Annotated in this window: 24 protein-coding genes and 1 pseudogene; 11 read left to right on the top strand and 14 right to left on the bottom strand. The window is 63.2% G+C overall.

Annotation, left to right across the window (positions count from 1 at the left end; translation table 11 throughout):
- The first annotated feature begins 155 nt into the window (after positions 1-155).
- Positions 156-335, top strand: coding sequence for a hypothetical protein (locus ACQKPE_RS01470; RefSeq protein WP_427662993.1), 180 nt, complete (start codon positions 156-158; stop codon positions 333-335).
- Positions 336-456: 121 nt separating this feature from the next.
- On the opposite strand, the gene ACQKPE_RS01475 is transcribed toward ACQKPE_RS01470, so the two are convergent.
- Both ACQKPE_RS01475 and ACQKPE_RS01480 read right to left on the bottom strand, forming a co-directional pair.
- Complete coding sequence (locus tag ACQKPE_RS01475) at positions 457-1,209, bottom strand: TerC family protein (RefSeq protein ID WP_427662994.1); 753 nt, start codon at positions 1,207-1,209, stop codon at positions 457-459.
- A gap of 15 nt (positions 1,210-1,224) precedes the next feature.
- The gene (locus ACQKPE_RS01480) at positions 1,225-1,464 is read right to left on the bottom strand and encodes a hypothetical protein (RefSeq protein ID WP_427662995.1); all 240 of its coding nucleotides are present in this window, start codon (positions 1,462-1,464) and stop codon (positions 1,225-1,227) included.
- A 133-nt stretch (positions 1,465-1,597) separates the two neighbouring features.
- On the opposite strand from ACQKPE_RS01480, the gene nhaR reads away from it, so the two are divergent.
- The 3 genes and pseudogenes from nhaR (at position 1,598) to ACQKPE_RS01495 (ending at position 4,504) form a co-directional block, all read left to right on the top strand.
- Positions 1,598-2,491 carry a transcriptional activator NhaR gene (nhaR, locus tag ACQKPE_RS01485; RefSeq protein ID WP_427662996.1) on the top strand — a complete coding sequence of 298 codons (894 nt, stop codon included), beginning with the start codon at positions 1,598-1,600 and terminating at the stop codon, positions 2,489-2,491.
- A gap of 71 nt (positions 2,492-2,562) precedes the next feature.
- Positions 2,563-3,772 (top strand): annotated as a pseudogene (sstT, locus tag ACQKPE_RS01490) (serine/threonine transporter SstT).
- A 90-nt stretch (positions 3,773-3,862) separates the two neighbouring features.
- Positions 3,863-4,504, top strand: coding sequence for a YceH family protein (locus ACQKPE_RS01495; RefSeq protein WP_427662997.1), 642 nt, complete (start codon positions 3,863-3,865; stop codon positions 4,502-4,504).
- A gap of 6 nt (positions 4,505-4,510) precedes the next feature.
- On the opposite strand, the gene ACQKPE_RS01500 is transcribed toward ACQKPE_RS01495, so the two are convergent.
- The 9 genes from ACQKPE_RS01500 to ACQKPE_RS01540 form a co-directional block, all read right to left on the bottom strand.
- Positions 4,511-4,696: a hypothetical protein gene (locus ACQKPE_RS01500; RefSeq protein WP_427662998.1), complete on the bottom strand. Its 186-nt coding sequence runs from the start codon at positions 4,694-4,696 to the stop codon at positions 4,511-4,513.
- A gap of 119 nt (positions 4,697-4,815) precedes the next feature.
- Entirely contained in the window at positions 4,816-6,378 is a 1,563-nt protein-coding gene (gene ahpF, locus ACQKPE_RS01505; protein ID WP_427662999.1) for an alkyl hydroperoxide reductase subunit F, read from the bottom strand.
- A 124-nt stretch (positions 6,379-6,502) separates the two neighbouring features.
- Complete coding sequence (gene ahpC / locus ACQKPE_RS01510; RefSeq protein ID WP_427663000.1) at positions 6,503-7,066, bottom strand: alkyl hydroperoxide reductase subunit C; 564 nt, start codon at positions 7,064-7,066, stop codon at positions 6,503-6,505.
- A gap of 314 nt (positions 7,067-7,380) precedes the next feature.
- A complete protein-coding gene (gorA, locus tag ACQKPE_RS01515; RefSeq protein ID WP_427663001.1) occupies positions 7,381-8,736 on the bottom strand; it encodes a glutathione-disulfide reductase in 1,356 nt (451 codons plus the stop codon).
- A 79-nt stretch (positions 8,737-8,815) separates the two neighbouring features.
- On the bottom strand, positions 8,816-9,655 hold the full coding sequence (galU, locus tag ACQKPE_RS01520) for a UTP--glucose-1-phosphate uridylyltransferase GalU (protein WP_427663002.1): 840 nt from the start codon (positions 9,653-9,655) through the stop codon (positions 8,816-8,818).
- 48 nt (positions 9,656-9,703) lie between these two features.
- Positions 9,704-11,065 (bottom strand): UDP-glucose dehydrogenase family protein, encoded by a 1,362-nt coding sequence (locus tag ACQKPE_RS01525; RefSeq protein WP_427663003.1) that lies wholly within the window; start codon positions 11,063-11,065, stop codon positions 9,704-9,706.
- Between the two features lie 80 nt (positions 11,066-11,145).
- Positions 11,146-12,054 carry a c-type cytochrome gene (locus ACQKPE_RS01530; protein WP_427663004.1) on the bottom strand — a complete coding sequence of 303 codons (909 nt, stop codon included), beginning with the start codon at positions 12,052-12,054 and terminating at the stop codon, positions 11,146-11,148.
- The gene (locus tag ACQKPE_RS01535) at positions 12,051-12,701 is read right to left on the bottom strand and encodes a c-type cytochrome (protein ID WP_427663005.1); all 651 of its coding nucleotides are present in this window, start codon (positions 12,699-12,701) and stop codon (positions 12,051-12,053) included. The genes ACQKPE_RS01530 and ACQKPE_RS01535 overlap by 4 nt, the downstream gene beginning before the upstream one ends.
- Positions 12,702-12,846: 145 nt before the next feature.
- Complete coding sequence (locus tag ACQKPE_RS01540) at positions 12,847-13,206, bottom strand: hypothetical protein (RefSeq protein WP_427663006.1); 360 nt, start codon at positions 13,204-13,206, stop codon at positions 12,847-12,849.
- A 159-nt stretch (positions 13,207-13,365) separates the two neighbouring features.
- Between ACQKPE_RS01540 and ACQKPE_RS01545 the strand changes: the two genes are divergently transcribed.
- The 7 genes from ACQKPE_RS01545 to csrA all read left to right on the top strand — a co-directional run bounded on the left by ACQKPE_RS01545 (position 13,366) and on the right by csrA (position 18,119).
- The gene (locus ACQKPE_RS01545; RefSeq protein WP_375097751.1) at positions 13,366-13,668 is read left to right on the top strand and encodes a DUF1883 domain-containing protein; all 303 of its coding nucleotides are present in this window, start codon (positions 13,366-13,368) and stop codon (positions 13,666-13,668) included.
- Between the two features lie 4 nt (positions 13,669-13,672).
- On the top strand, positions 13,673-13,843 hold the full coding sequence (locus tag ACQKPE_RS01550; RefSeq protein ID WP_427663007.1) for a hypothetical protein: 171 nt from the start codon (positions 13,673-13,675) through the stop codon (positions 13,841-13,843).
- 198 nt (positions 13,844-14,041) lie between these two features.
- Complete coding sequence (gene modA / locus ACQKPE_RS01555) at positions 14,042-14,800, top strand: molybdate ABC transporter substrate-binding protein (protein WP_427663008.1); 759 nt, start codon at positions 14,042-14,044, stop codon at positions 14,798-14,800.
- A complete protein-coding gene (gene modB, locus ACQKPE_RS01560; RefSeq protein WP_427663009.1) occupies positions 14,800-15,480 on the top strand; it encodes a molybdate ABC transporter permease subunit in 681 nt (226 codons plus the stop codon). The genes modA and modB overlap by 1 nt, the downstream gene beginning before the upstream one ends.
- 1 nt (position 15,481) lies before the next feature.
- Positions 15,482-16,573, top strand: a complete 1,092-nt coding sequence (gene modC / locus ACQKPE_RS01565) for a molybdenum ABC transporter ATP-binding protein (RefSeq protein WP_427663010.1) — start codon at positions 15,482-15,484, stop codon at positions 16,571-16,573.
- A gap of 69 nt (positions 16,574-16,642) precedes the next feature.
- The gene (locus ACQKPE_RS01570; RefSeq protein WP_427663011.1) at positions 16,643-17,656 is read left to right on the top strand and encodes a DNA topoisomerase IB; all 1,014 of its coding nucleotides are present in this window, start codon (positions 16,643-16,645) and stop codon (positions 17,654-17,656) included.
- A 265-nt stretch (positions 17,657-17,921) separates the two neighbouring features.
- On the top strand, positions 17,922-18,119 hold the full coding sequence (csrA, locus tag ACQKPE_RS01575; protein WP_427663012.1) for a carbon storage regulator CsrA: 198 nt from the start codon (positions 17,922-17,924) through the stop codon (positions 18,117-18,119).
- Positions 18,120-18,190: 71 nt separating this feature from the next.
- Here csrA and ACQKPE_RS01580 read toward each other — a convergent pair whose 3' ends face one another.
- Genes ACQKPE_RS01580 through ACQKPE_RS01590 form a run of 3 tightly spaced genes read right to left on the bottom strand, consistent with a single transcriptional unit; the run spans position 18,191 to position 21,172 of the window.
- A complete protein-coding gene (locus tag ACQKPE_RS01580; protein ID WP_427663013.1) occupies positions 18,191-18,550 on the bottom strand; it encodes a response regulator in 360 nt (119 codons plus the stop codon).
- Positions 18,551-18,560: 10 nt separating this feature from the next.
- Positions 18,561-20,006, bottom strand: coding sequence for an ATPase domain-containing protein (locus ACQKPE_RS01585; protein WP_427663014.1), 1,446 nt, complete (start codon positions 20,004-20,006; stop codon positions 18,561-18,563).
- A gap of 8 nt (positions 20,007-20,014) precedes the next feature.
- Positions 20,015-21,172, bottom strand: a complete 1,158-nt coding sequence (locus ACQKPE_RS01590) for a two-component system sensor histidine kinase NtrB (protein ID WP_427663015.1) — start codon at positions 21,170-21,172, stop codon at positions 20,015-20,017.
- Positions 21,173-21,191: the final 19 nt, after the last annotated feature.

Genomic DNA, 21,191 nt, shown 5'->3' on the forward strand with positions numbered 1-21,191 from the left:
GGCCGCTGACGTGCCTGGGTATAGCCCGGCGCGGGCTTGGAACGAATCGACCCAAGGGTTAGACCTTAAGTCAATGGAACGTCACGAGGGGAAGGCTAGACTAAAGAGGTGTCTGGAGGGCGAGCCTGGGGCTGGCCCGAGAGAAGGAGGCACACATGAGCCTGACAATGGCAATTCTGATGCTGGTCGGCATGTGGCTGAGCGTAGCGGCCGCCATGCTGTGGGGGGTGTTGCGCATCGTGAAACGCCACAGCCACCCTCACCATCCGCCCCACAAGGCGCAACAAATCGAGCGGCACGTGCAACGCGCACGGCGACACGCCAACGCACACTGATTCATTTCTTTCGGTAAATCTTTTGCGGGCACCGTGCCGAATGGCACGGGCTTCGCCCGTGTTTACGTGAAAATGCAAACGGGGCGCCTAAGCGCCCCGTCCTTGTTGCTTGATGCACCGATCAGCCTTCGGCAGCCTCACGCTTCAAGCGTGCACGGCGCGTCAGGATGTTCAGCACCTCGATCGCCGTCGAGAAGGCCATGGCTGCATACACATAGCCTTTCGGCACATGGACGCCGAAGCCTTCGGCGATCAGGGTCATGCCGATCATGATCAGGAAGCCCAGGGCCAGCATGACCACGGTCGGGTTTTCGTTGATGAAGTTGGCCAGCGGGTCGGCGGCCACCATCATCACGATCACAGCAGCAACCACGGCAATGATCATGATCGGCAGGTGCTCGGTCATGCCCACGGCGGTGATGATGCTGTCGACCGAGAACACGATGTCCAGCAGCAGGATCTGGAAGATCGCGGCGGCGAAGCCCAGGGTCACGGTAGAGCCGACCTTGGACTCTTCCTTGGCACCATGCGGGTCGACACTTTCGTGGATCTCCTTGGTCGCCTTCCACAGCAGGAACAGGCCACCGGCGATCAGGATCATGTCCTTCCAGGAGAACGCCTTGCCAAACAGCTCGATGACCGGGTCGGTCAGCTGGACGATCCAGGCCACGGTGCTGAGCAGCGCCAGGCGCATGATCAAGGCCATGCTGATACCGATGCGTCGCGCCTTCGAGCGGTAGGCCTCAGGCAGCTTGTTGGTCAGAATCGAGATGAAGATCAAGTTGTCGATACCCAGCACGACTTCCATCGCCACCAGGGTGGCCAGTGCGATCCATGCGGTCGGGCTCGCGGCGAGTTCCAGCAAGTATTCCATGGGGTGTTCCTTCGATCAGATGTCCTGGGTGTCTTTCTTGTCTTCGCCGTCCTCGGCCGGCTTGCCTTCGCTGCCGATGGCCTCGTTCAAGGCCTGCTGGGCGGCGTCGTTGGTCTTGTCGATCGCCTGCTTGGCCGATTCCGCAGCCTGGTCGAGCATCTTCTGGGCGGATTTCTCGGCCTGGTCGCAGCCCGCCATGGCGAACAGGGCCAAGGCCAGTACCAGCGGAGTGCCAATGGATTTCAGTTGTAGCATGGTGTCCTCGCTTGTCGATATCTCGGCGACGCACAGGACGCCTGATGGGAGCGCATTCTAAAGAGCACGATACTTCAGGAAAATTCGTATTTTCAGCGGTTATACTTCGGTTTTTACGAATCGAACCGTCACCATGCTCAATTACCGCCAACTCCACTACTTCTGGGTGGTCGCCCGCACTGGCAGCATTACCCGCGCCAGCGAGCAACTGAACCTGACCCCACAGACAATCAGCGGGCAGATCAGCCTGTTCGAACAGACCTACAACCTGGAATTGTTCCAGCGCGTCGGCCGCCAGCTGGAACTGACCGAGACCGGCCGTCAGACGCTGGCCTATGCCGAGCAGATGTTCCAGATCGGCGGTGAGCTGGAGGCGCTGCTGCGTGCCGGGCCCCAGGAGCAGATCCTGTTTCGCGTGGGCGTTGCCGACGTGGTGCCCAAGTCCATCGTCTACCGCCTGTTGGCGCCGACCATGGAATTGGACGAGGCACTGCGTATCAACTGCCGCGAAGACAAACTCGAGCGCTTGCTGGGCGACCTGGCAATCCAGCGCCTTGACCTGGTGATTTCCGACAGCCCCATGCCCAGCCACCTGGACATCAAGGGCTACAGCCAGAAACTGGGCGAATGCGGCCTGAGCTTCTTCGCCACCCCTGCCTTGGCCCGCCGATATTCCCGCCCCTTCCCCGCCTGCCTGGACGATGCCCCGTTGCTGGTGCCCGGCCAGGAAACCGTGGTGCGCAGCCGCCTGCTACGCTGGTTGGCTGAACAGCAGGTGCAGCCGCGTATCATCGGCGAGTTCGACGACAGTGCCTTGATGCAGGCCTTCGGGCAGTCCGGCAGCGGCATCTTCGTGGCCCCAAGCGTGATTGCCGACGAAGTGTGCCGCCAGTATGGGGTTCAGTTGATCGGCCAGACCGAGGCGGTACACGAGTCGTTCTATGCCATTTCGGTGGAGCGCAAGGTCAAGCACCCCGGCATCGTGGCGATTACCGAAGGGGCGCGGCGGGAATTGTTCAACTGGTAACCAGCCGGAAAAGACCTACAACACCCTGTGTTAAGATCGCCGATTCGTTCAAGCCCGAGATTACGTTGCACATGTCCCCCGTTCTTCGTCTGCTCAACCGCACCAGCCTGGTGACCCAGATCGTCATCGGCCTGGTCGCTGGCATCCTGCTGGCCCTGCTCGCCCCAAGCCTTGCCCTTGACCTGGCCTTCCTCGGCAAAGTGTTCGTCTCGGCCCTCAAGGCCGTGGCCCCGGTACTGGTGTTCATCCTGGTGATGGCCTCGATCGCCAACCATCGCCATGGCCAGGAAACCCACATCCGCCCGATTCTCTGGCTGTACCTGCTGGGCACCTTTGCCGCCGCCGTGGTGGCGGTGATCGCCAGCATGGCCTTCCCCTCGAGCCTGGTGCTGCACAGCAGCGAGGCGGCGCTGAGTGCCCCCGGCGGCATCACGGAAGTACTGCAGAACCTGCTGTTGAGCGCCGGACAACCCGGTCTCGGCGCTGATGAACGCCAACTTCATCGGCATCCTGACCTGGGCCATCGGCCTGGGCATCGCGTTGCGCCATGCCAACGACACCACCCGCACGGTGGTCGAGGATTTGTCCAACGGCGTGACCCTGATCGTGCGCGTGGTGATCCGCTTCGCCCCGCTGGGGATCTTCGGCCTGGTCAGCTCGACCCTGGCGCAATCGGGCCTGGACGCCCTGCTCGGCTACCTACACCTGTTGGCAGTACTGATCGGCTGCATGCTGTTCGTGGCGTTGGTGGTCAACCCGCTGATCGTGTTCTGGCAGATTCGCCGCAACCCCTACCCGCTGGTGCTGATGTGCCTGCGTGAAAGCGGCATTACCGCCTTCTTTACCCGCAGCTCGGCGGCCAACATTCCGGTCAACCTGGCGCTTTCGCAACGCCTGGGCCTGCATGAAGACACCTATTCGGTGTCGATCCCGCTGGGCGCGACCATCAACATGGCCGGCGCGGCCATCACCATTACCGTGCTGACCCTGGCTGCGGTGAACACCCTGGGCATCGCGGTCGACCTGCCCACGGCCGTGCTGCTCAGCGTGGTAGCGGCCGTCTGTGCTTGCGGTGCTTCGGGCGTGGCCGGCGGCTCGCTGCTACTGATTCCGCTGGCGTGCAGTCTGTTCGGCATTCCCAGCGAGGTGGCCATGCAGGTGGTGGCGGTCGGCTTCATCATCGGCGTGCTGCAAGACTCGGCGGAAACCGCGCTGAACTCCTCGACCGACGTGCTGTTCACCGCAGCGGCGTGCCAGGCGATGGAACGGCGCAACGCGTGAGCAAACGGGGCTGCCGCGCAGCCCCACGATTGCCTAAGCCTGACGCAACGCCTAGGCTAGTGGCCTTTTTCCTCGCAATGAGACAGGGCCATGTCAGAACACGAAACCGCAGGCGAAGGCCGCTTCAGCAGCACCGAGGTCCGCGTGTTGGGCGCGTTGATCGAGAAGCAGGCCACCAGCCCGGAAGCCTACCCGCTGACCCTCAATGCCCTGGTATTGGCCTGTAACCAGAAGACCAGCCGGGAGCCGGTGATGAACCTCTCCCCCGGCCAGGTCGGCCAGGCCCTGCGTGCCCTCGAGGGCCAGGACCTGACCCGCCTGCAGATGGGCAGCCGCGCCGACCGCTGGGAGCAGCGGGTGGACAAGGCGCTGGAACTGGTGCCGGCGCAGTTGGTGCTGATGGGCCTGATGTTCCTGCGCGGGCCGCAAACCGTGAACGAATTGCTGACCCGCAGCAACCGCCTGCACGAATTCGAAGACGCCGAGCAGGTGCAGCACCAACTCGAACGCCTGGTATCGCGCGAGCTGGCGCTGCACCTGCCACGCCAGGCCGGCCAGCGCGAGGACCGCTACACCCACGCCCTGGGCGACCCGGCAGAAATCGAGGCGATTCTTTCGGCGCGCCAGCAAGGCGCGGGCGAGCGCAGCGGTGGCGCCTCGGATGAACGCATCGAAGCGCTGGAAGCGCGGGTCGCCGCCTTGGAGGCGCGCCTGGCTCAGCTGGAGGGCTGAACCGGGTTATTCCGGCTTGGGGAAATTACGGCAGCTCTTGCGCTCGGCCAGCTCTTGGTCGCTGGGGCGCTGGTCGACGAACACGGTACTGCCGTCGGCATAGATTTCCAGATAGCCCCAGTGCAGGTCCTGTTCCTGCTGACCGGGCTTGGGTGGCACCAGCCACCAGGGTTCGCGGCTTATCAGAGTCATGGCGGTATCCGGTAGAGGCCTGGGCTTAATGATAGACAGCCGGTGTGCCTGGACCTTCCACGAAAAAAACGCCGCCGTCTCTCACGAAACGGCGGCGTTTTTCTGTACCGCAATCAGCCTCAGGCCGGTGCGGAGGTACGGATCAGGTGGTCGAACGCGGCCAGCGAGGCCTTGGCGCCCTCACCTACCGCGATGACGATCTGCTTGTACGGCACCGTGGTCACATCGCCTGCAGCGAATACGCCCGGGATGTTGGTCTGGCCTTTGGCATCGACGATGATCTCACCACGCGGCGACAACTCGACCGTGCCCTTGAGCCAGTCGGTGTTGGGCAGCAGGCCGATCTGCACGAAGATACCTTCGAGTTCCACGGTGTGCAGCTCATCAGTGGTGCGGTCCTTGTAGCGCAGGCCGTTGACCTTCTCGCCATTGCCCAGCACTTCGGTGGTCAGCGCACTGGTGATCACCTTGACGTTCGGCAGGCTGTGCAGCTTGCGCTGCAACACGGCATCGGCACGCAGCTGGCTGTCGAACTCGATCAGCGTCACCTGGGCGACGATACCGGCCAGGTCGATGGCCGCTTCCACACCCGAGTTGCCGCCGCCGATCACCGCCACGCGCTTGCCCTTGAACAGCGGGCCATCACAGTGTGGGCAGTAGGCCACGCCACGGGAGCGGTACTCCTGCTCGCCCGGCACGTTCATTTCGCGCCAGCGCGCACCGGTGGCCAGGATCACGGTCTTGGCCTTGAGCGAGGCACCGCTGGCCAGACGTACTTCGTGCAGGCCGCCATCGGTAGCGGGAATCAGCGACTCGCCGCGTTGCAGGTTCATGATGTCGACTTCGTACTGCTTGACGTGCTCTTCCAAGGCCGTGGCCAGTTTCGGCCCTTCGGTCTCCTGCACCGAGATGAAGTTCTCGATGGCCAGGGTGTCGAGCACCTGGCCGCCGAAACGCTCGGCGGCAACGCCGGTACGAATGCCTTTGCGCGCTGCATAGATCGCAGCAGCGGCGCCAGCGGGGCCACCGCCGACCACCAACACATCGAAGGCGTCCTTGGCGTTGATCTTCTCGGCCTGGCGGCTGCCGGCGCTGGTGTCGATCTTGCCGAGGATCTCTTCCAAGCCCATGCGGCCCTGGCCGAACACTTCGCCATTCAGGTAGATGCTCGGCACCGCCATGATCTTGCGGCTTTCCACTTCGTCCTGGAACAGCGCGCCATCGATGGCCACGTGGCGAATATTGGGGTTGAGCACCGCCATCAGGTTCAGCGCCTGGACCACGTCCGGGCAGTTCTGGCAGGACAGCGAGAAGTAGGTTTCGAACAGGAACTCACCTTCGATCGCCTGGATCTGCTCGATCACTTCGGCACTGGCCTTGGATGGGTGGCCGCCGACTTGCAGCAGCGCCAGCACCAGCGAGGTGAATTCATGACCCATGGGGATGCCGGCGAAACGCAGGCTGATATCGCCCCCTGGGCGGTTGAGCGAGAACGACGGGCGACGTGCATCGCTGCCATCCGCGCTCAGGGTAATGAGGTTCGACAGGCCAGCGATTTCCACCAGCAGGTCGTGCATTTCGCGGGACTTCGCGCCGTCGTCGAGGGAGGCGACGATCTCGATAGGCTGGGTGACCCGCTCGAGGTAGGTTTTCAGTTGCGATTTAAGCGTGGCGTCCAACATACGGGCGATTCCTTATTTCAAGCGTGTAAATAAAAACGCCCAGGCGAGGTCGCCCGGGCGTTTTTCGGGGCGGTGATGAACTCAAGTGTGGCGGTTGCTCACCGCCCGGCTCTGGCGCACGGTCTTAGATCTTGCCGACCAGGTCCAGGGAAGGCGCCAGGGTGGCTTCGCCTTCTTTCCACTTGGCCGGGCAAACTTCGCCTGGGTGGGCAGCAACGTACTGGGCAGCTTTCACCTTGCGCAGCAGCTCGCTGGCGTCACGGCCTACACCACCGTCGTTCAGTTCGACGATCTTGATCTGGCCTTCTGGGTTGATCACGAAGGTGCCGCGGTCAGCCAGGCCAGCTTCTTCGATCAGCACGTCGAAGTTGCGCGAGATGATGTGGGTCGGGTCACCGATCAGTGGGTACTGGATCTTGCCGATGGTGTCCGAGGTGTCGTGCCAGGCTTTGTGGGTGAAGTGGGTGTCGGTGGACACGCCGTAGATCTCGACGCCCAGTTTCTTGAACTCGGCGTAGTTGTCAGCGAGGTCGCCCAGTTCGGTCGGGCAGACGAAGGTGAAGTCTGCTGGGTAGAAGAACACGACGGACCATTTGCCTTTCAGGTCGGCATCGCTCACTGGAACGAATTCGCCTTTGTGGTAGGCAGTGGCGGTGAACGGTTTGACTTGGCTGTTGATGATTGGCACGAGAGACTCTCCTTCAGGGGGTTTGAAATCGTTGACGGAGAGAATCCTAACCAACGGGCCTGGGAAAGGCTCATTGGCAAACCTCATGCTATTGATTGGTTTTGGCTATAACCGGGCTTTATTAATAGAAGGGAATGAGCTGAGCAAAGGATTGCGGGGGCTACTTGGCGATGCAGAGCTCTGTAGGAGCGGGCTTGCCCGCGAACACCGGAGGAGCCGGTGCCATACTCCGCGGTGCAGGGCCAGGGCTATGCCCTGGTTCGCGGGCAAGCCCGCTCCTACAGATTCAAATGCCTGAAGTGTCTTAGGACGGCTCAGCGGGTGATGGTACGCATCGTGACGAACTCTTCGGCAGCGGTCGGGTGCACGCCAATGGTTTCATCGAACTGCTGCTTGGTAGCGCCTGCCTTGAGGGCAATGCCCAGGCCCTGGATGATTTCGCCTGCGTCCGGCCCGACCATGTGGCACCCCAGCACCTTGTCGGTGTCGGCGTCCACCACCAGCTTCATCAGGGTCTTTTCCTGAATGTCGGTGAGGGTCAGCTTCATCGCCCGGAAACGGCTCTCGAAAATCTGCACCTTGTGCCCGGCTTTGAGCGCGTCCTCTTCAGTCAGGCCCACGGTGCCGATCGGTGGCTGGCTGAACACCGCAGTCGGGATGTTCTGGTAGTCCACCGGGCGGTACTGCTCTGGCTTGAACAGCTGGCGTGCCACCGCCATGCCCTCGGCCAGTGCCACCGGGGTGAGCTGCACGCGGCCGATCACATCGCCCAGGGCGAACACCGAAGGTGCGGTGGTGCGGTACTGCTCATCGACACGGATGTAGCCGCGCTCATCCAGTTCCACACCGGTGTTCTCAAGGCCCAGGTTGTCGAGCATCGGACGCCGCCCGGTGGCATAGAGCACGCAGTCGGCAACCAGCTCGCGGCCGTCCGTGAGGGTGGCCTTGAGGCTGCCATCGGCTTGCTGGTCGATGCGTTGGATATCGGCGTTGAACTGCAAGTCCAGGCCGCGCTTTTCCAGCTCTTCCTTCAGGTGGGTGCGTACCGAGCCGTCGAAACCGCGCAGGAACAGGTCGCCGCGGTACAGCAAGCTGGTATTGGCGCCCAGGCCCTGGAAGATACCGGCGAATTCCACCGCGATGTAGCCGCCGCCGACCACCAGCACGCGCCGTGGCAATTGCTTGAGGTAGAACGCCTCGTTGGAGGTGATGGCCAGTTCCTTGCCGGGGATGTCCGGCACGTATGGCCAGCCGCCGGTGGCGATGAGGATGTTGGCAGCGCTGTAGCGCTGGCCTTCGACTTCCACCTCATTAGCGCCGGTGATGCGTGCATGCCCCTGTAGCAGCGTTACGCCGCTGTTGACCAGCAGGTTGCGGTAGATGCCGTTGAGGCGCTCGATTTCGCGGTTCTTGTTGGCGATCAGTGTGCCCCAGTCGAAATGCCCTTCCTCGAGGGTCCAGCCGAAGCCTGCGGCCTGCTCGAGTTCATCGGCGACATGGGCGCCATACACCAGCAGCTTCTTCGGCACGCAGCCGACGTTGACACAGGTGCCACCCAGGTAGCGGCTTTCGGCCACCGCCACTTTCGCACCAAAGCCCGCCGCGAAACGCGCGGCGCGCACCCCGCCGGAACCGGCGCCAATCACGAACAGATCAAAATCGTAGGCCACTTTCCAGACTCCACAAAAAAAGCCACCCGAGGGTGGCTCTTTTTCTGGTCGGCTGCAAGCGCCGTACGCAACCTGCGCCTTAGTAGGCCTTGCCGGTCTTGTAGAAGTTCTCGAAGCAGAAGTTGGTGGCGTCGATGTAGCCTTCGGCGCCGCCGCAGTCGAAACGCTTGCCCTTGAACTTGTAGGCAATCACGCAACCGTTCTGCGCCTGCTGCAACAGGGCGTCGGTGATCTGGATCTCGCCACCCTTGCCTGGCTCGGTGTTCTCGATGATGTCGAAGATATCCGGGGTCAGGATGTAGCGGCCGATGATCGCCAGGTTCGACGGTGCGTCTTCAGGCTTGGGCTTCTCGACCATGTTGGTCACGCGGAAGATGTCGTCGCGGATCATGTCGCCGGCGATCACGCCGTACTTGTTGGTTTCCTGCGGGTCGACTTCCTGGATGGCGACGATCGAGCAGCGGAACTGCTTGTACAGCTTGACCATCTGGGTCAGCACGCCATCACCGTCGACGTTCACGCACAGGTCGTCGGCCAGTACCACGGCGAACGGCTCGTCGCCGATCAGCGGACGGCCGGTGAGGATGGCGTGGCCCAGGCCTTTCATTTCGGTCTGGCGGGTATAGGAGAACGAGCACTCGTCGAGCAGACGGCGGATACCGACCAGGTATTTTTCCTTGTCGGTGCCCTTGATCTGGTTTTCCAGCTCATAGCTGATGTCGAAGTGGTCTTCCAGGGCACGCTTGCCGCGGCCAGTGACGATGGAGATCTCGCTCAGGCCCGCATCCAGGGCCTCTTCGACGCCGTACTGGATCAGTGGCTTGTTCACCACCGGCAGCATTTCCTTGGGCATGGCTTTGGTAGCGGGCAGGAAGCGGGTGCCGTAACCGGCTGCCGGGAACAAGCATTTCTTGATCATATACATCCTTAAACAAGGGCTGGGCCTGTGATATTCGGCGCAGTCTAATCAGGCGGCGGTCACCTTACAATGCCCCACCTGTGGCCGACCGATGCCATGATAGAGATAACCCAGCTCGGTAAGTTCAAACGGATCATAAATATTGCGTCCATCGAACAGCACCGGCATGCGCATCAGACCACGAACCCGGCGAAAATCCGGCTGGCGAAACTGCTTCCACTCGGTCACCAGCACCAGCGCATCGGCGCCTTCCACGCACGCATAGGGGTCTTCGCCCAGGCGCAGTTGGCCACTGGCGAGCGCCTCGGGGTAGGCCGCCGCCACCCCGGCCAAGGCTGCCGGGTCGCAAGCCTGCACCCGCGCCCCTGCGGCCAGCAAGGCATCGAGCAGCACCAGGCTCGGCGCCTCACGCAAATCGTCTGTGCCGGGTTTGAACGCCAAGCCCCACAAGGCCACGTTACGGCCGCGCAGGAAACCACCAAAATGCTGCTGCAAAGCGCGGAACAGCAGGGTTTTCTGCTCGACATTGCGGGCCTGCACCGCTTGCAGGATCGCAGGCCGGTAGCCTTGCTGCTCGGCGGTGTGGATCAGCGCCCGCACATCCTTGGGAAAGCACGAGCCGCCATAGCCACAACCGGCGTAGATGAAGTGGCTGCCGATGCGCCGGTCGCTGCCGATGCCCCGGCGTACTTGCTCGATGTCCACGTTCAGGTGAGCGCATAGGCCCGCCAGCTCGTTGATGAAAGAGACCTTGGTGGCCAGGAAGGCGTTGGCTGCGTATTTACTGAATTCAGCAGCGCGCGGGGTCATCGCCAGCACCCGCTCGCGGTTGCGCACGAACGGCGCGTAGAGGCGTTGCAGGCATTGGCTGGCGGCTTCGCTGTCAGTGCCGATGATGATGCGGTCGGGGCGCATGAAGTCTTCGACCGCACTGCCCTCCTTGAGGAACTCCGGGTTGCTCGCCACCTCTACCTGGCACGTTGCGCCGCGCGCGCGCAGGCCAACAGCGATATGCCGGGCCACGCGCTCGGCGGTGCCGACCGGCACGGTCGACTTGTTCACCACCAGGCAGGCCCGGCGCAGCTGGCAACCCAGGCTGTCGGCCACGGCCAGCACATGCTGCAGGTCGGCCGAGCCGTCTTCCTGGCTTGGCGTGCCCACGGCAATGAACACCACCTCGGCGCGGGCCAAGGCCTGCTCCCAACTGTCGGTGAAGATCAACTGGCTGCTGTGCAGGCCTTCCTGCAACAGCGGCGCAAGGCCGGGCTCATAGATCGGGCACTGGCCCTGGCGCAACTGTGCAAGGCGCGCCTGGTCACGCTCCAGGCACACCACGCGGTTGCCCATCTGCGCGAAACACGCCGCCGTGACCAGCCCCACATATCCCGCCCCGATCACACAGAGTTCCATGGCCGCACTCCTTGAGGAAGATAACGGCCATTGCTACCCGAGGGGGGTTGCAGGGCGGTGACAGTGGCGGGACGCCAAGGTTACAGGCCCTGCCCGATCAGCACGCCATCGACCTTCTGCCCATACAGGTTGACCCCGTCGTTGGCATGGAACTTCACCCGCGTCTTCTCGATGGAGCCCTCCACCAGACGAGGATCCTGCGGCCGCTCGTGGCGGTTGATCCACGCCGCCACGTCCCACGCCTGCTGGTCGCTCAGGCTGCCGGGCTTGCCCAGCGGCATGTTGTGCTTGATGAACGATGCCGCGGTGTTGATCCGGTGCATGCCGGCGCCCCAGTTGTAGGCGTCCTTGCCCCACAGCGGCGGCATCACGTATTCGCCCGCCACTTTCTGGCCTTCGCCATTGCCGCCATGGCAGATCGCGCATTGCTCGCGATACACCTGCTGGCCACGCTTGAAGTCGTAGCCACCGGCAGGCTGGGCGACCTCCGGGTAACCACGGCCAGGTATCTCCACACCTGTAGGTGCCTGGGTCGACAGCCAGTAGGAATAAACGCTCAAGGCCGTCATCTGCGGGCTGTCGGCGGCCGGTGGCGTGCCGTTCATGCTGAACTGGAAGCAACCCTGGATACGCTCGGCGTAAGTATTGACCTTGTCGTTCTTCTTGCGATACGCGGGGTACATCGGGTACGCCCCCCACAGCGGCGCGGAGTGCGCCATGCGGCCCTGATCCAAGTGGCAGTTGCTGCAGTTCATGCCATTGCCCACAGCCTCGGGCATCAGCCGCCGGGTGTCGACGAACAGCGCATGGCCCTCGCGCACACTCTTGCCGAAGGCATTGTCCGGCAAGGCATCTTCCGCTGGCGGGCTGAACAACGGCGCGGCCTGCTGCCCCGGCACCTTGAGCTGGGACTGGTCTTCCATGGCGATATTCGCAGCTTGGGCGCTGCCGATGGCTGCCAGCAGTACGGCGCAAATCATAGCTTTCATGGCTTGGCCTCCTGGCGAGCGAGCTGGGCGAAGAATTCAGAGATAGCCTTGACCTCATCGGCGGTCATGGCCTTGGCCACACCGACCATCAGCTGGTTGGGGTCGTTGCTGCGTGTGCCGCCACGCCAGGCATCGAGTTGCGCTGCGAGGTAGGCGGCGGGCTGGCCGCTCAAAGGTGGGAAGTGCTCGCCAATACCCGCGCCACCAGGGCCGTGGCATTGCACGCAACCGGGGATGTTGCGTTGCCAGTCGCCATACAGGGCCAGGCGGGTGATGGGGTCGGGGGCGATCTGCTGGCGCCGCAGGTCGGGCGCAGGGTCGGCGGGCAGTGCTGCCAGGTACTGGCTGACTGCGTGGATTTCGTCATCGCTCATGGCCTTGGCCAGCGGTTCCATCACCGGCTGCTGGCGTGTGCCACTGCGAAAATCCCTCAGCTGCTTGGCCAGGTAGCCCGCGGACAACCCGGCCAAACGGGGAAAACCCGCGGCGGCAATGCCCTTGCCATCCGCACCATGGCACCCCAGGCAAGCCATGGCGGCGGGGTTCTGCCCGCCCTGGTTGAAGATTTTCTGGCCATCGGCGGCATGCGCCGCTGGCCAACCCGCAATCAGCAAGCTGCCGATCAGGGCGCGACTCAACGGTTTCATCAGGAAGCTCCATTTCTCTGGTTATAAGTTTAGTCTTAAAAGACATAAGAGAATGGATACTAGCCCTGCACGTTGAATCGCAACAATCACCCAACCGACCAAGTGCGGGTCGCTGGCCGGTTAGTTCAAGGTTCGTTGAGCCAGGTCAAGAACCGGAGATGCACTCGGTTGCCGCCGTGCGCACATCACCCGGACGCAGCGGGAAGTTGTTCAGCCGCTCGTAGACCTTGATTGCGCTGCCGCTGCCGCGCTTGTCGATGTCCACCAGGGCCGCCGGGCCATCGCCGGCGCTGAGCTTCTGCGGCACCAGCAGCCGCAACCCCTCGCCGCGCTGCTCCTCGACCAGTGGGTCACGGCTGTCGGCCAGCTTGCCCTTGACGCAGTCGGCATATTGACGTGGCGTCTTGCCGGAAATCACATCCATGGTTTCACGCGACTGCTCCAACTCCGAGACACTTGCACAGCCGCCCAGCGCCACCACGAACGCCGCCATCAACCACTTCATGCTCAACTCCCTCCACCTCGAAAAAGCGTCTGACAACGGCCAGGCAAATTTGCTCCCTGCTTTGGCAGATTTATCCCTGAGCACATGTCGAACGCGGCAGTTCACCGCGACATCATGGTATCTTGCGTGTTTGCAGAACCCTACCTTGCGGAGCCCCACATGAAATTCGTACACCAGCGCGAGCACCTCAACGAGGACGATGTCGTCGTCATCGAGTGCTCCCAGCGCTGCAACATCCGCCTGATGAACGACGCCAACTTCCGCAGCTTCAAGAATGGCGGCCGGCACACCTACCACGGTGGCGCCTTCGACCGTTTCCCGGCCAGGATCACCGTGCCCAGCACCGGTTTCTGGAACATCACCCTCGACACCGTGACCACGCGCCCGATCTCGGTAACGCGCAAGCCGGCCTTCACCCACAAGATCAAGATCGTTCGCCGCTCTTCGTCGAAACTCGGATAACAGCATGACCCAGACCACCAAGTATGTGATCAAGTACAAGCTCGATGGCCAACGTCGCTGGGACTTCGCCCTGATGCCCGACGCCTCCCTCGAGCAAGCCTTGGAAGCGCTGCGCAAGATCCACGGCGAGGATGCCGAGAAGGTCAGCGATATCCAGGTCAGCAAGGCGCTCTGAGCGCCCTGCTGCTCGCTAGCGCCCTGGATACCCAAGGCGAACCACGGCGGCTCATCCGCAACGTCGCCGACAACGCGCCGACACAGATCGGCGCGACCTGAAACTCCCCCTGTTTTTTCAGCGCACTGCCCTTCCCGATGGCTGGCCTATCGCTATATAGTCGGCACCATAACGATAACCCACCTCAAGGAACGTACCATGCGTATTCGCCTGTCCCACCTGGCCGCCAGCGCCCTCGCCAGCCTGATCTTCGTCAACAGTGCCTGGGCCGATGAAGTCCAGGTCGCGGTTGCTGCAAACTTTACAGCGCCGATCCAGGCGATCGCCAAGGACTTCGAGAAGGACACCGGCCACAAGCTGGTCGCCTCGTTCGGCGCCACCGGCCAGTTCTACGCACAAATCAAGAACGGCGCGCCGTTCGAAGTGTTCTTCTCCGCCGACGACACCACTCCGGCCAAGCTCGAGCAGGAAAAGGAAATCGTCCCAGGCTCGCGCTTCACCTACGCCATCGGCACCCTGGCGCTGTGGTCGGCCAAAGAAGGCTACGTCGATGCCAAGGGCGAAGTGCTGAAGAAAAACGAGTACAAGCACCTGTCCATCGCCAACCCGAAAACCGCGCCCTACGGCCTGGCCGCCACCCAGGTGCTGGACAAGCTCAAGCTGACCGAAGCCACCAAGGGCAAGCTGGTCGAAGGCCAGAACATCACCCAGGCGTTCCAGTTCGTTTCCACCGGCAACGCCGAGCTGGGCTTCGTGGCGCTGTCGCAGATCTACAAGGACGGCAAGGTCAGCAGCGGTTCGGCCTGGATCGTTCCGGCCAGCCTGCACGACCCGATCCGCCAGGACGCGGTCATCCTCAACAAAGGCAAGGACAACCCCGCCGCCAAGGCACTGGTGGAATACCTCAAAGGCCCGAAAGCCGCTGCGGTGATCAAATCGTACGGCTATGAGCTCTGATGCCGCTCGACGCCAGTGACTTCGGCGCGATCTGGCTGACCTTCAAGCTGGCCAGCCTGACCACGGTGATCCTGTTGCTGGTGGGCACCCCCATCGCCTGGTGGCTGGCGCGCACACGCTCGTGGCTGCGCGGGCCGATCGGCGCGGTGGTGGCGCTGCCTTTGGTGCTGCCGCCGACGGTGATCGGCTTCTACCTGCTGATCGCCCTTGGCCCCCATGGCTGGATCGGCCAGGCTACCCAGGCCCTGGGCCTGGGCAGCGTGGTATTCAGCTTCACAGGGCTGGTGATCGGCTCGGTGGTGTACTCCATGCCGTTCGTGGTGCAGCCCCTGCAGAACGCCTTTGGCGCCATCGGCGAGCGCCCGCTGGAAGTGGCCGCGACGCTGCGCGCCAGCCCCTGGGACACGTTCATTCACGTGGTGCTGCCACTGGCTCGCCCAGGTTTCGTCACCGCCAGCATTCTTGGTTTTGCCCACACCGTGGGCGAGTTCGGCGTGGTGCTGATGATCGGCGGCAATATTCCTGACAAGACCCGCGTGGTCTCGGTGCAGATCTTCGATCACGTCGAGGCCATGGCCTATCCGCAAGCGCACTGGCTGGCCGGGTCCATGCTGGTGTTCTCCTTCCTGGTGTTGCTGATGCTTTATGCTGGCCGCCGTGGCAAGGCTGGCTGGAGCTGAAATGAGCGCATCGATACACGCACGCCTGAACCTTGCGCGTGACGCTTTCACCCTGGATGTCGACCTGCACCTGCCAGGGCGCGGCATCAGCGCGCTGTTCGGCCATTCCGGCTCCGGCAAAACCTCCTGCCTGCGCTGCCTGGCAGGCCTGGAGCGCGCCAGCGATGCCTATATCGAGGTCAATGGCGAGGTCTGGGAAGACTCCTCCCGCGGCCTGTTCATCCCCCCGCACCAGCGCCCGGTGGGCTATGTGTTCCAGGAGGCCAGCCTGTTCCCGCACCTGTCGGTGCGCGGCAACCTGGAGTTCGGCTGGCGCCGGATCGCGGCGAGCGAGCGCAAGGTCAGCCTCGAGCAAGCCTGCCAACTGCTGGGCATCGGCCACCTGCTAACCCGGCGCCCCGCCACGTTGTCTGGTGGTGAAGCGCAGCGGGTCGGTATCGCCCGCGCCTTGCTCAGCAGCCCGCGCCTGCTGCTGATGGACGAGCCGCTGGCGGCCCTGGATGGCCCGCGCAAACGCGAGATCCTGCCGTACCTGGAACGCCTGCACGACGAGCTGGATATCCCGGTGGTGTACGTCAGCCACGCCCAGGACGAAGTGGCACGCCTGGCCGACCACCTGGTGCTGCTCGAACAGGGCCAGGCCACCGCCAGCGGGCCGATCGGCGAAACCCTGGCGCGCCTGGACCTGTCGCTGGCCCAGGGCGAGGACGCAGGCGTGGTGCTCGAAGGCCGGGTCAGTGGCTATGACCCGCACTACGAACTGCTTGACCTGCGCCTGCCCGGCGAACACGGCCCGCTGCTGCGTATCGCGCACCCACCACAAGCAATTGGCAGCAGCCTGCGGGTGAAGGTGCAGGCCCGCGATGTCAGCCTTAGCCTGAGCCAGGACAGCACCTCGAGCATCCTCAACCGCCTGCCGGTGAGCGTGCGCGAATGCCGCCCTGCGGACAACCCGGCGCACGTGCTGGTGAGCCTGGATGCCGCTGGCAATGCCTTGCTGGCGCGTATCACGCGCTTCTCCGCCGACCAGCTTGGCCTGCACCCGGGGCAGGCCTTGTGGGCGCAGATCAAGTCAGTGGCGCTGCTGGGCTGAGCAACTGTCGCGCAGGCGTTGTCCATTGCTCAGATCACTGGGCTCAGATAACTGGGCATGGAGTGCGCGATGTCCGAGATCCGCCTGCCGCGAACCCTGCACTACGTCGACGACAGCCAGCCCGGCCTGAGCCGGCGCCGCTGGCGTGACCGCTTCATCTACCTCGACCCCGCCGGCGAGCGCATACGCGACAGCGAGACCCTGGCACGTATCGCCGCGCTGGTGATCCCCCCGGCCTACACCGATGTGTGGATCTGCCTCGACCCCCACGGCCACCTGCAAGCGACCGGCCGCGATGCCCGAGGGCGCAAGCAGTACCGCTACCACACCGAATGGCGGGTGCTGCGCGACCAGCACAAGTACGGGCGCATGCTGGCCTTCGCCCAGGCCCTGCCCAGCCTGCGCAAGCAACTGGACCTACACCTGGCGCGGCCCGGCCTGGACCGGGAAAAGGTGATGGCGCTGGTGGTCAGTCTGCTCGACAGCACGCTGATTCGTATCGGCAACCGCGAGTACCTGCGCGACAACCAATCCTATGGCCTGACCACCCTGCGCAATCGCCATGTGCAGGTACGCGGCAGCACCATACGCTTCCAGTTTCGCGGCAAGCGCGGCGTGGAGCATGACGTGACTCTGCGCGACCGGCGCCTGGCCGGGCTGGTCAAGCGCTGCCTGGAACTGCCGGGGCAATCGCTGTTCCAGTACCTGGACGAAAACGGCGAGCGTCATAGCGTGGGCTCCAGCGAGGTCAACCAGTTTCTCCAGCAACTCACCGGCGCCGACTTCACCGCCAAGGACTACCGCACCTGGGCCGGCAGCGCCCTGGCGCTGGAACTGCTGCGCCCGCTGGCCTGGGAGCCGCAAAGCGAAGCCCGGCGCCAAGTGACGGCCATGGTCCGCCAGGTGGCAACGCGCCTGGGCAATACGCCTGCGGTGTGTCGTCGCTGTTACATCCACCCAGCGGTGCTGGAGCACTTCGAACTCGGGCGCCTCGCCGACTTGCCTCGAGTACGTGCACGCAAGGGACTGGAGCCGGAGGAAGTTGCTTTGCTGCATTTTCTGAAAGCACTAGAGGTGATTTAACTGACAGTTAGCAAAGAGTATTCTTCATCTAGAGCAGAGAAATTTCCCATAAGCACTGAAGCGCCCTATCCTTGCCACCGAGCACCTTCGCCGATTGACACCACCTTGGTTTCCATCGGCACCTGCAACTGAAGACAGGCAAGAGAATTTGTCTGCGGGGGAATTAATATCCGCCGAAAGCGTCTTTAATGAGAAGGAAGAGGGACAGGCTCCCGCCGCCGTGGCAACTGGCCTCGCGGTTTATTTCATCACCAAGGAGAACTACATGCTGATACTCACCCGTAAGGTTGGCGAAAGCATCGTCATCAACGACGACATCAAAGTCACCATTCTGGGAGTCAAAGGGATGCAAGTGAGAATTGGCATCGATGCGCCGAAAGATGTCCAGGTTCATCGTGAAGAGATTTTCAAGCGTATCCAAGCCGGCAGCCCAGCCCCGGAAAAAGCCGACGACCACCACTGAGTTTTCCTGTCTCAAGCCGCACGGATGCGCTTGACCGCCCTGCCCGCCGACGCGGGAGCCTGCCTACCCGCTCAGGTGTCGAGCAACTCGCGCACCTTGGCGATCATCCGGTCCATGTCGAAGGGCTTATCGAATACCGCCGCGAACAGCTCAGGGCTGACCCACCCCTCGCTGGCCTGCGCCCCACTCATGAGAATCACTGGTAGGTCCGCCAGCGCCAACTCCTGGCGAATCGCCCGCACCAGCTCCTCGCCATTGAGCACCGGCATCATGTAGTCGGTGATCACCAGCTCTACCCGTTTCTCTTTCAAAGCGTCCAATGCCTTGCGGCCATTGCTGGCCTTTTCCACCAGAAAGCCCTCGTCCTCCAAGGCGAAACCGAGGATATCGGCGATCAGGTATTCGTCATCGACGATCAGAATGGTGTTCATGGCATACCCATCAGCCGCCACCCTGCGGCACTGCGGTACCGGATAATACCCCTCGCGCGCCCTCGAAGGCCTTGCTCAAGGTGATGCCATGGGGCCCGATAAGCAGCTCGTGCGGGGCTGGGTCGTGGTGGCTGTCGCGCACCTTGAGGATCGACAGCATGCGCCGCAATTGCGACTCGAGCTCGACGAAGCGCATGAGCATCAGGTTATCGACGATGCTCGACAGGTCCGGCGCCGGCGCGGTGATCTCCGAACCAAACAGGTCGCGCATCTCCCAGGTCAGCAGCACGCTGACGTCACGCGCGCGCAGTTCGCCGGTCAAGGCGCGGAAGAAACCATTGAGCCGTGCAGGATCGGTCGCCAGGCGCCCGAACGCCCCCAGGCTGTCGATGACCACACGCTTGATGCCATGCGCCTCGACCTGCGCCAGCAAGCGGGCACCCACTTGGTCCAGCAAACCTTCGGTGGTGGGCTGCCAGCACAGGTGCAAGGCGCCCTGTTTTTCCAGGGTGATGAAATCATGCCCCAGCGACGCCGCCTTCAAGCGCAGGCGCGCGGGAGGCTCGTAGAAGCCGAAGTGCAAGCCCGGCGCCTCGGGGCTGGAGGCCGCCAAAAAGCCCAGGCCCAGAGACGTCTTGCCGACACCCGAAGGCCCCATCAACAGGCTCACAGAGCCTTCGGCCAGGCCGCCGGCGAGCATCTCGTCCAGCGCCACTACGCCGGTTGAGACCCGCTTCAGCACCTCGGAACCCAGGTAGCTGGGGTGGCTGTAGAGCGATTCGAGCCTTGGGTAGACCTGAAGCCCTGCCTCGCTGATCAGGCACTCGTGCTTGCCTGCCAACGCTCCGCTGCCGCGCGTCTTGCGCAACTGGATATGCCGCACGGTATGGCTGCCAATGGTCTGTTCGCCCAGCTCGATCACCCCATCGACCATGGTGTGCTCGGGGCTGCCCTCTTCCAGCCGAGCGCTGGTCAACAACAGCACGGTGCACCCGGCAAACGCCGCATGCCCTTGCAGTTCGGAGACGAACTTCTTGGTGTCCAGGGCCGTTTCCGCCCGCGCCCTGGCGTTGAGCAGGCCATCGACGATCAGCAGGCTGGCCTGCTGCCGAGAGATTTCCTGGCGCAGCAGCCGGACAACCGCATCCAGGCCTTCCTGCTCCAAAGTATCGAAGGCGCTGACGAACTGGATCGGGTCGCCCACCAAGGTCGGGTCGAAGAACGCCAGGGTGGACAAGTACTGGAACAGGCGCTCGTGGGACTCGCTGAGCAAGGTCGCCACCAGCACCCGCCCACCATCGCGCACATGGTTGCAGGCGAGCTGGTTGGCCAGGATGGTCTTGCCCGCCCCTGGTGGGCCCTGGACGATATAGGAGGCGCTAGCCACCAGGCCGCCCTTTAGCACGGCATCGAGCCCATCGATTCCCGTCGCCAAACGCGTGAGTGTTTCTACCATGTCGCTTCCTACTCGTTGGGTTGGAGATCGCCGTCGTGTTGCTGGGCCGGCAGGTACAGGCTCATGCAGGTGCCCTGGCCTTCGCTGCTGGCCACGCAGATGGCGCCATTGCTCTGCTTGGCGAATCCATACACCTGGCTCAGGCCGAGGCCCGTGCCTTTGCCGAAGGGCTTGGTGGTGAAGAAGGGCTCGAAGATGCGCGGCAACACATACGGCGCGATGCCCTGGCCGGTGTCATGTACATCGAAGCGCACGAACTGCCCGTGCAAGCCCTCCACTTCACCCACCAAGGTCACCACCCTGACCTCCAGGCGGATCTGCCCCGCCCCTTCGATAGCATCGCGGGCGTTGAACAGCAGGTTGAGCAGCACCATCTGCAACTGCCCGGCATCCACCTCGATCAGGGGCAGGTCAGGCGCTAGCTGCTGCTCCAGCTCGATGTCATCGGGCAGCGCGTGTTCAAGCAGACTGCGGGTCGAGGCCACCAGTTCCACCGGGTTCACCCGGGTCACGGTGAACTGCTGGTGGCGCGCGAAGCTGAGCAACTGGCGGGTCAGTTGCGCGCCCCGCTGGCCGGCGTCGACGATGTGCTCGAGCAGGTTCTGCGTACGTGCCGGGTCCTTGCTGACCAAGGCCAGGCGCGCGGAGCTGAGGATAATGGTGAGCAGGTTGTTGAAGTCATGGGCCAGGCCGCCGGTCAACTGCCCCAGCGCCTCGAGCTTCTGCGCCTGGAACAGCTGGGCGCGCATGGCGTCGAGTTGCAGGGCCGAGTCGCGGCGGTCGGTGATGTCGCGGGTGATCTTGGCCAGGCCAATGACCTGGCCGTGGTGGTCGCGGATCACATCCAGCGCCGCCAGGGCCCAGAACTGCGTGCCGTCCTTGCGCACGCGCCAGCCTTCATCCTGCGCCACGCCCTGGTCCAGGGCCTGGCGCAGCAAACGCTCAGGGCGCCCGTCAAGACAGTCCTGAGGGGTGAAGAACAACGAGAAATGCCGACCGATCACTTCCTCGGCGCGGTAACCCTTGATGCGCTCGGCCCCTGCGTTCCAGGACACCACATAACCTGAGGGGTCGAGCATGTAGATGGCATAGTCGACCACCGCCTGAACCAGTTGTTCATAGCGGTAGGCGGGCATGAAGGGGTCGGGACGATTGGCTGAAACCATGCGAGCTCCACAGGCACAG

The sequence above is a fragment of the Pseudomonas sp. NPDC089554 genome, from assembly GCF_050280645.1.
Taxonomy (GTDB): Bacteria; Pseudomonadota; Gammaproteobacteria; order Pseudomonadales; family Pseudomonadaceae; genus Aquipseudomonas.

Coding starts and splice junctions, on each gene's coding strand:
- ACQKPE_RS01545 (WP_375097751.1), top strand. CDS start 13,366: ATGAAATTCGTACACCAGCGCGAGCACCTCAACGAGGACGATGTCGTC.
- ACQKPE_RS01500 (WP_427662998.1), bottom strand. CDS start 4,696: ATGACTCTGATAAGCCGCGAACCCTGGTGGCTGGTGCCACCCAAGCCC.
- modA (WP_427663008.1), top strand. CDS start 14,042: ATGCGTATTCGCCTGTCCCACCTGGCCGCCAGCGCCCTCGCCAGCCTG.
- ACQKPE_RS01475 (WP_427662994.1), bottom strand. CDS start 1,209: ATGGAATACTTGCTGGAACTCGCCGCGAGCCCGACCGCATGGATCGCA.
- ACQKPE_RS01530 (WP_427663004.1), bottom strand. CDS start 12,054: ATGAAAGCTATGATTTGCGCCGTACTGCTGGCAGCCATCGGCAGCGCC.
- ACQKPE_RS01570 (WP_427663011.1), top strand. CDS start 16,643: ATGTCCGAGATCCGCCTGCCGCGAACCCTGCACTACGTCGACGACAGC.
- nhaR (WP_427662996.1), top strand. CDS start 1,598: ATGCTCAATTACCGCCAACTCCACTACTTCTGGGTGGTCGCCCGCACT.
- ACQKPE_RS01580 (WP_427663013.1), bottom strand. CDS start 18,550: ATGAACACCATTCTGATCGTCGATGACGAATACCTGATCGCCGATATC.
- csrA (WP_427663012.1), top strand. CDS start 17,922: ATGCTGATACTCACCCGTAAGGTTGGCGAAAGCATCGTCATCAACGAC.
- ACQKPE_RS01525 (WP_427663003.1), bottom strand. CDS start 11,065: ATGGAACTCTGTGTGATCGGGGCGGGATATGTGGGGCTGGTCACGGCG.
- ACQKPE_RS01585 (WP_427663014.1), bottom strand. CDS start 20,006: ATGGTAGAAACACTCACGCGTTTGGCGACGGGAATCGATGGGCTCGAT.
- galU (WP_427663002.1), bottom strand. CDS start 9,655: ATGATCAAGAAATGCTTGTTCCCGGCAGCCGGTTACGGCACCCGCTTC.
- modC (WP_427663010.1), top strand. CDS start 15,482: ATGAGCGCATCGATACACGCACGCCTGAACCTTGCGCGTGACGCTTTC.
- ACQKPE_RS01480 (WP_427662995.1), bottom strand. CDS start 1,464: ATGCTACAACTGAAATCCATTGGCACTCCGCTGGTACTGGCCTTGGCC.
- ACQKPE_RS01470 (WP_427662993.1), top strand. CDS start 156: ATGAGCCTGACAATGGCAATTCTGATGCTGGTCGGCATGTGGCTGAGC.
- ACQKPE_RS01540 (WP_427663006.1), bottom strand. CDS start 13,206: ATGAAGTGGTTGATGGCGGCGTTCGTGGTGGCGCTGGGCGGCTGTGCA.
- ACQKPE_RS01495 (WP_427662997.1), top strand. CDS start 3,863: ATGTCAGAACACGAAACCGCAGGCGAAGGCCGCTTCAGCAGCACCGAG.
- ACQKPE_RS01550 (WP_427663007.1), top strand. CDS start 13,673: ATGACCCAGACCACCAAGTATGTGATCAAGTACAAGCTCGATGGCCAA.
- ACQKPE_RS01535 (WP_427663005.1), bottom strand. CDS start 12,701: ATGAAACCGTTGAGTCGCGCCCTGATCGGCAGCTTGCTGATTGCGGGT.
- modB (WP_427663009.1), top strand. CDS start 14,800: ATGCCGCTCGACGCCAGTGACTTCGGCGCGATCTGGCTGACCTTCAAG.
- ahpF (WP_427662999.1), bottom strand. CDS start 6,378: ATGTTGGACGCCACGCTTAAATCGCAACTGAAAACCTACCTCGAGCGG.
- ACQKPE_RS01590 (WP_427663015.1), bottom strand. CDS start 21,172: ATGGTTTCAGCCAATCGTCCCGACCCCTTCATGCCCGCCTACCGCTAT.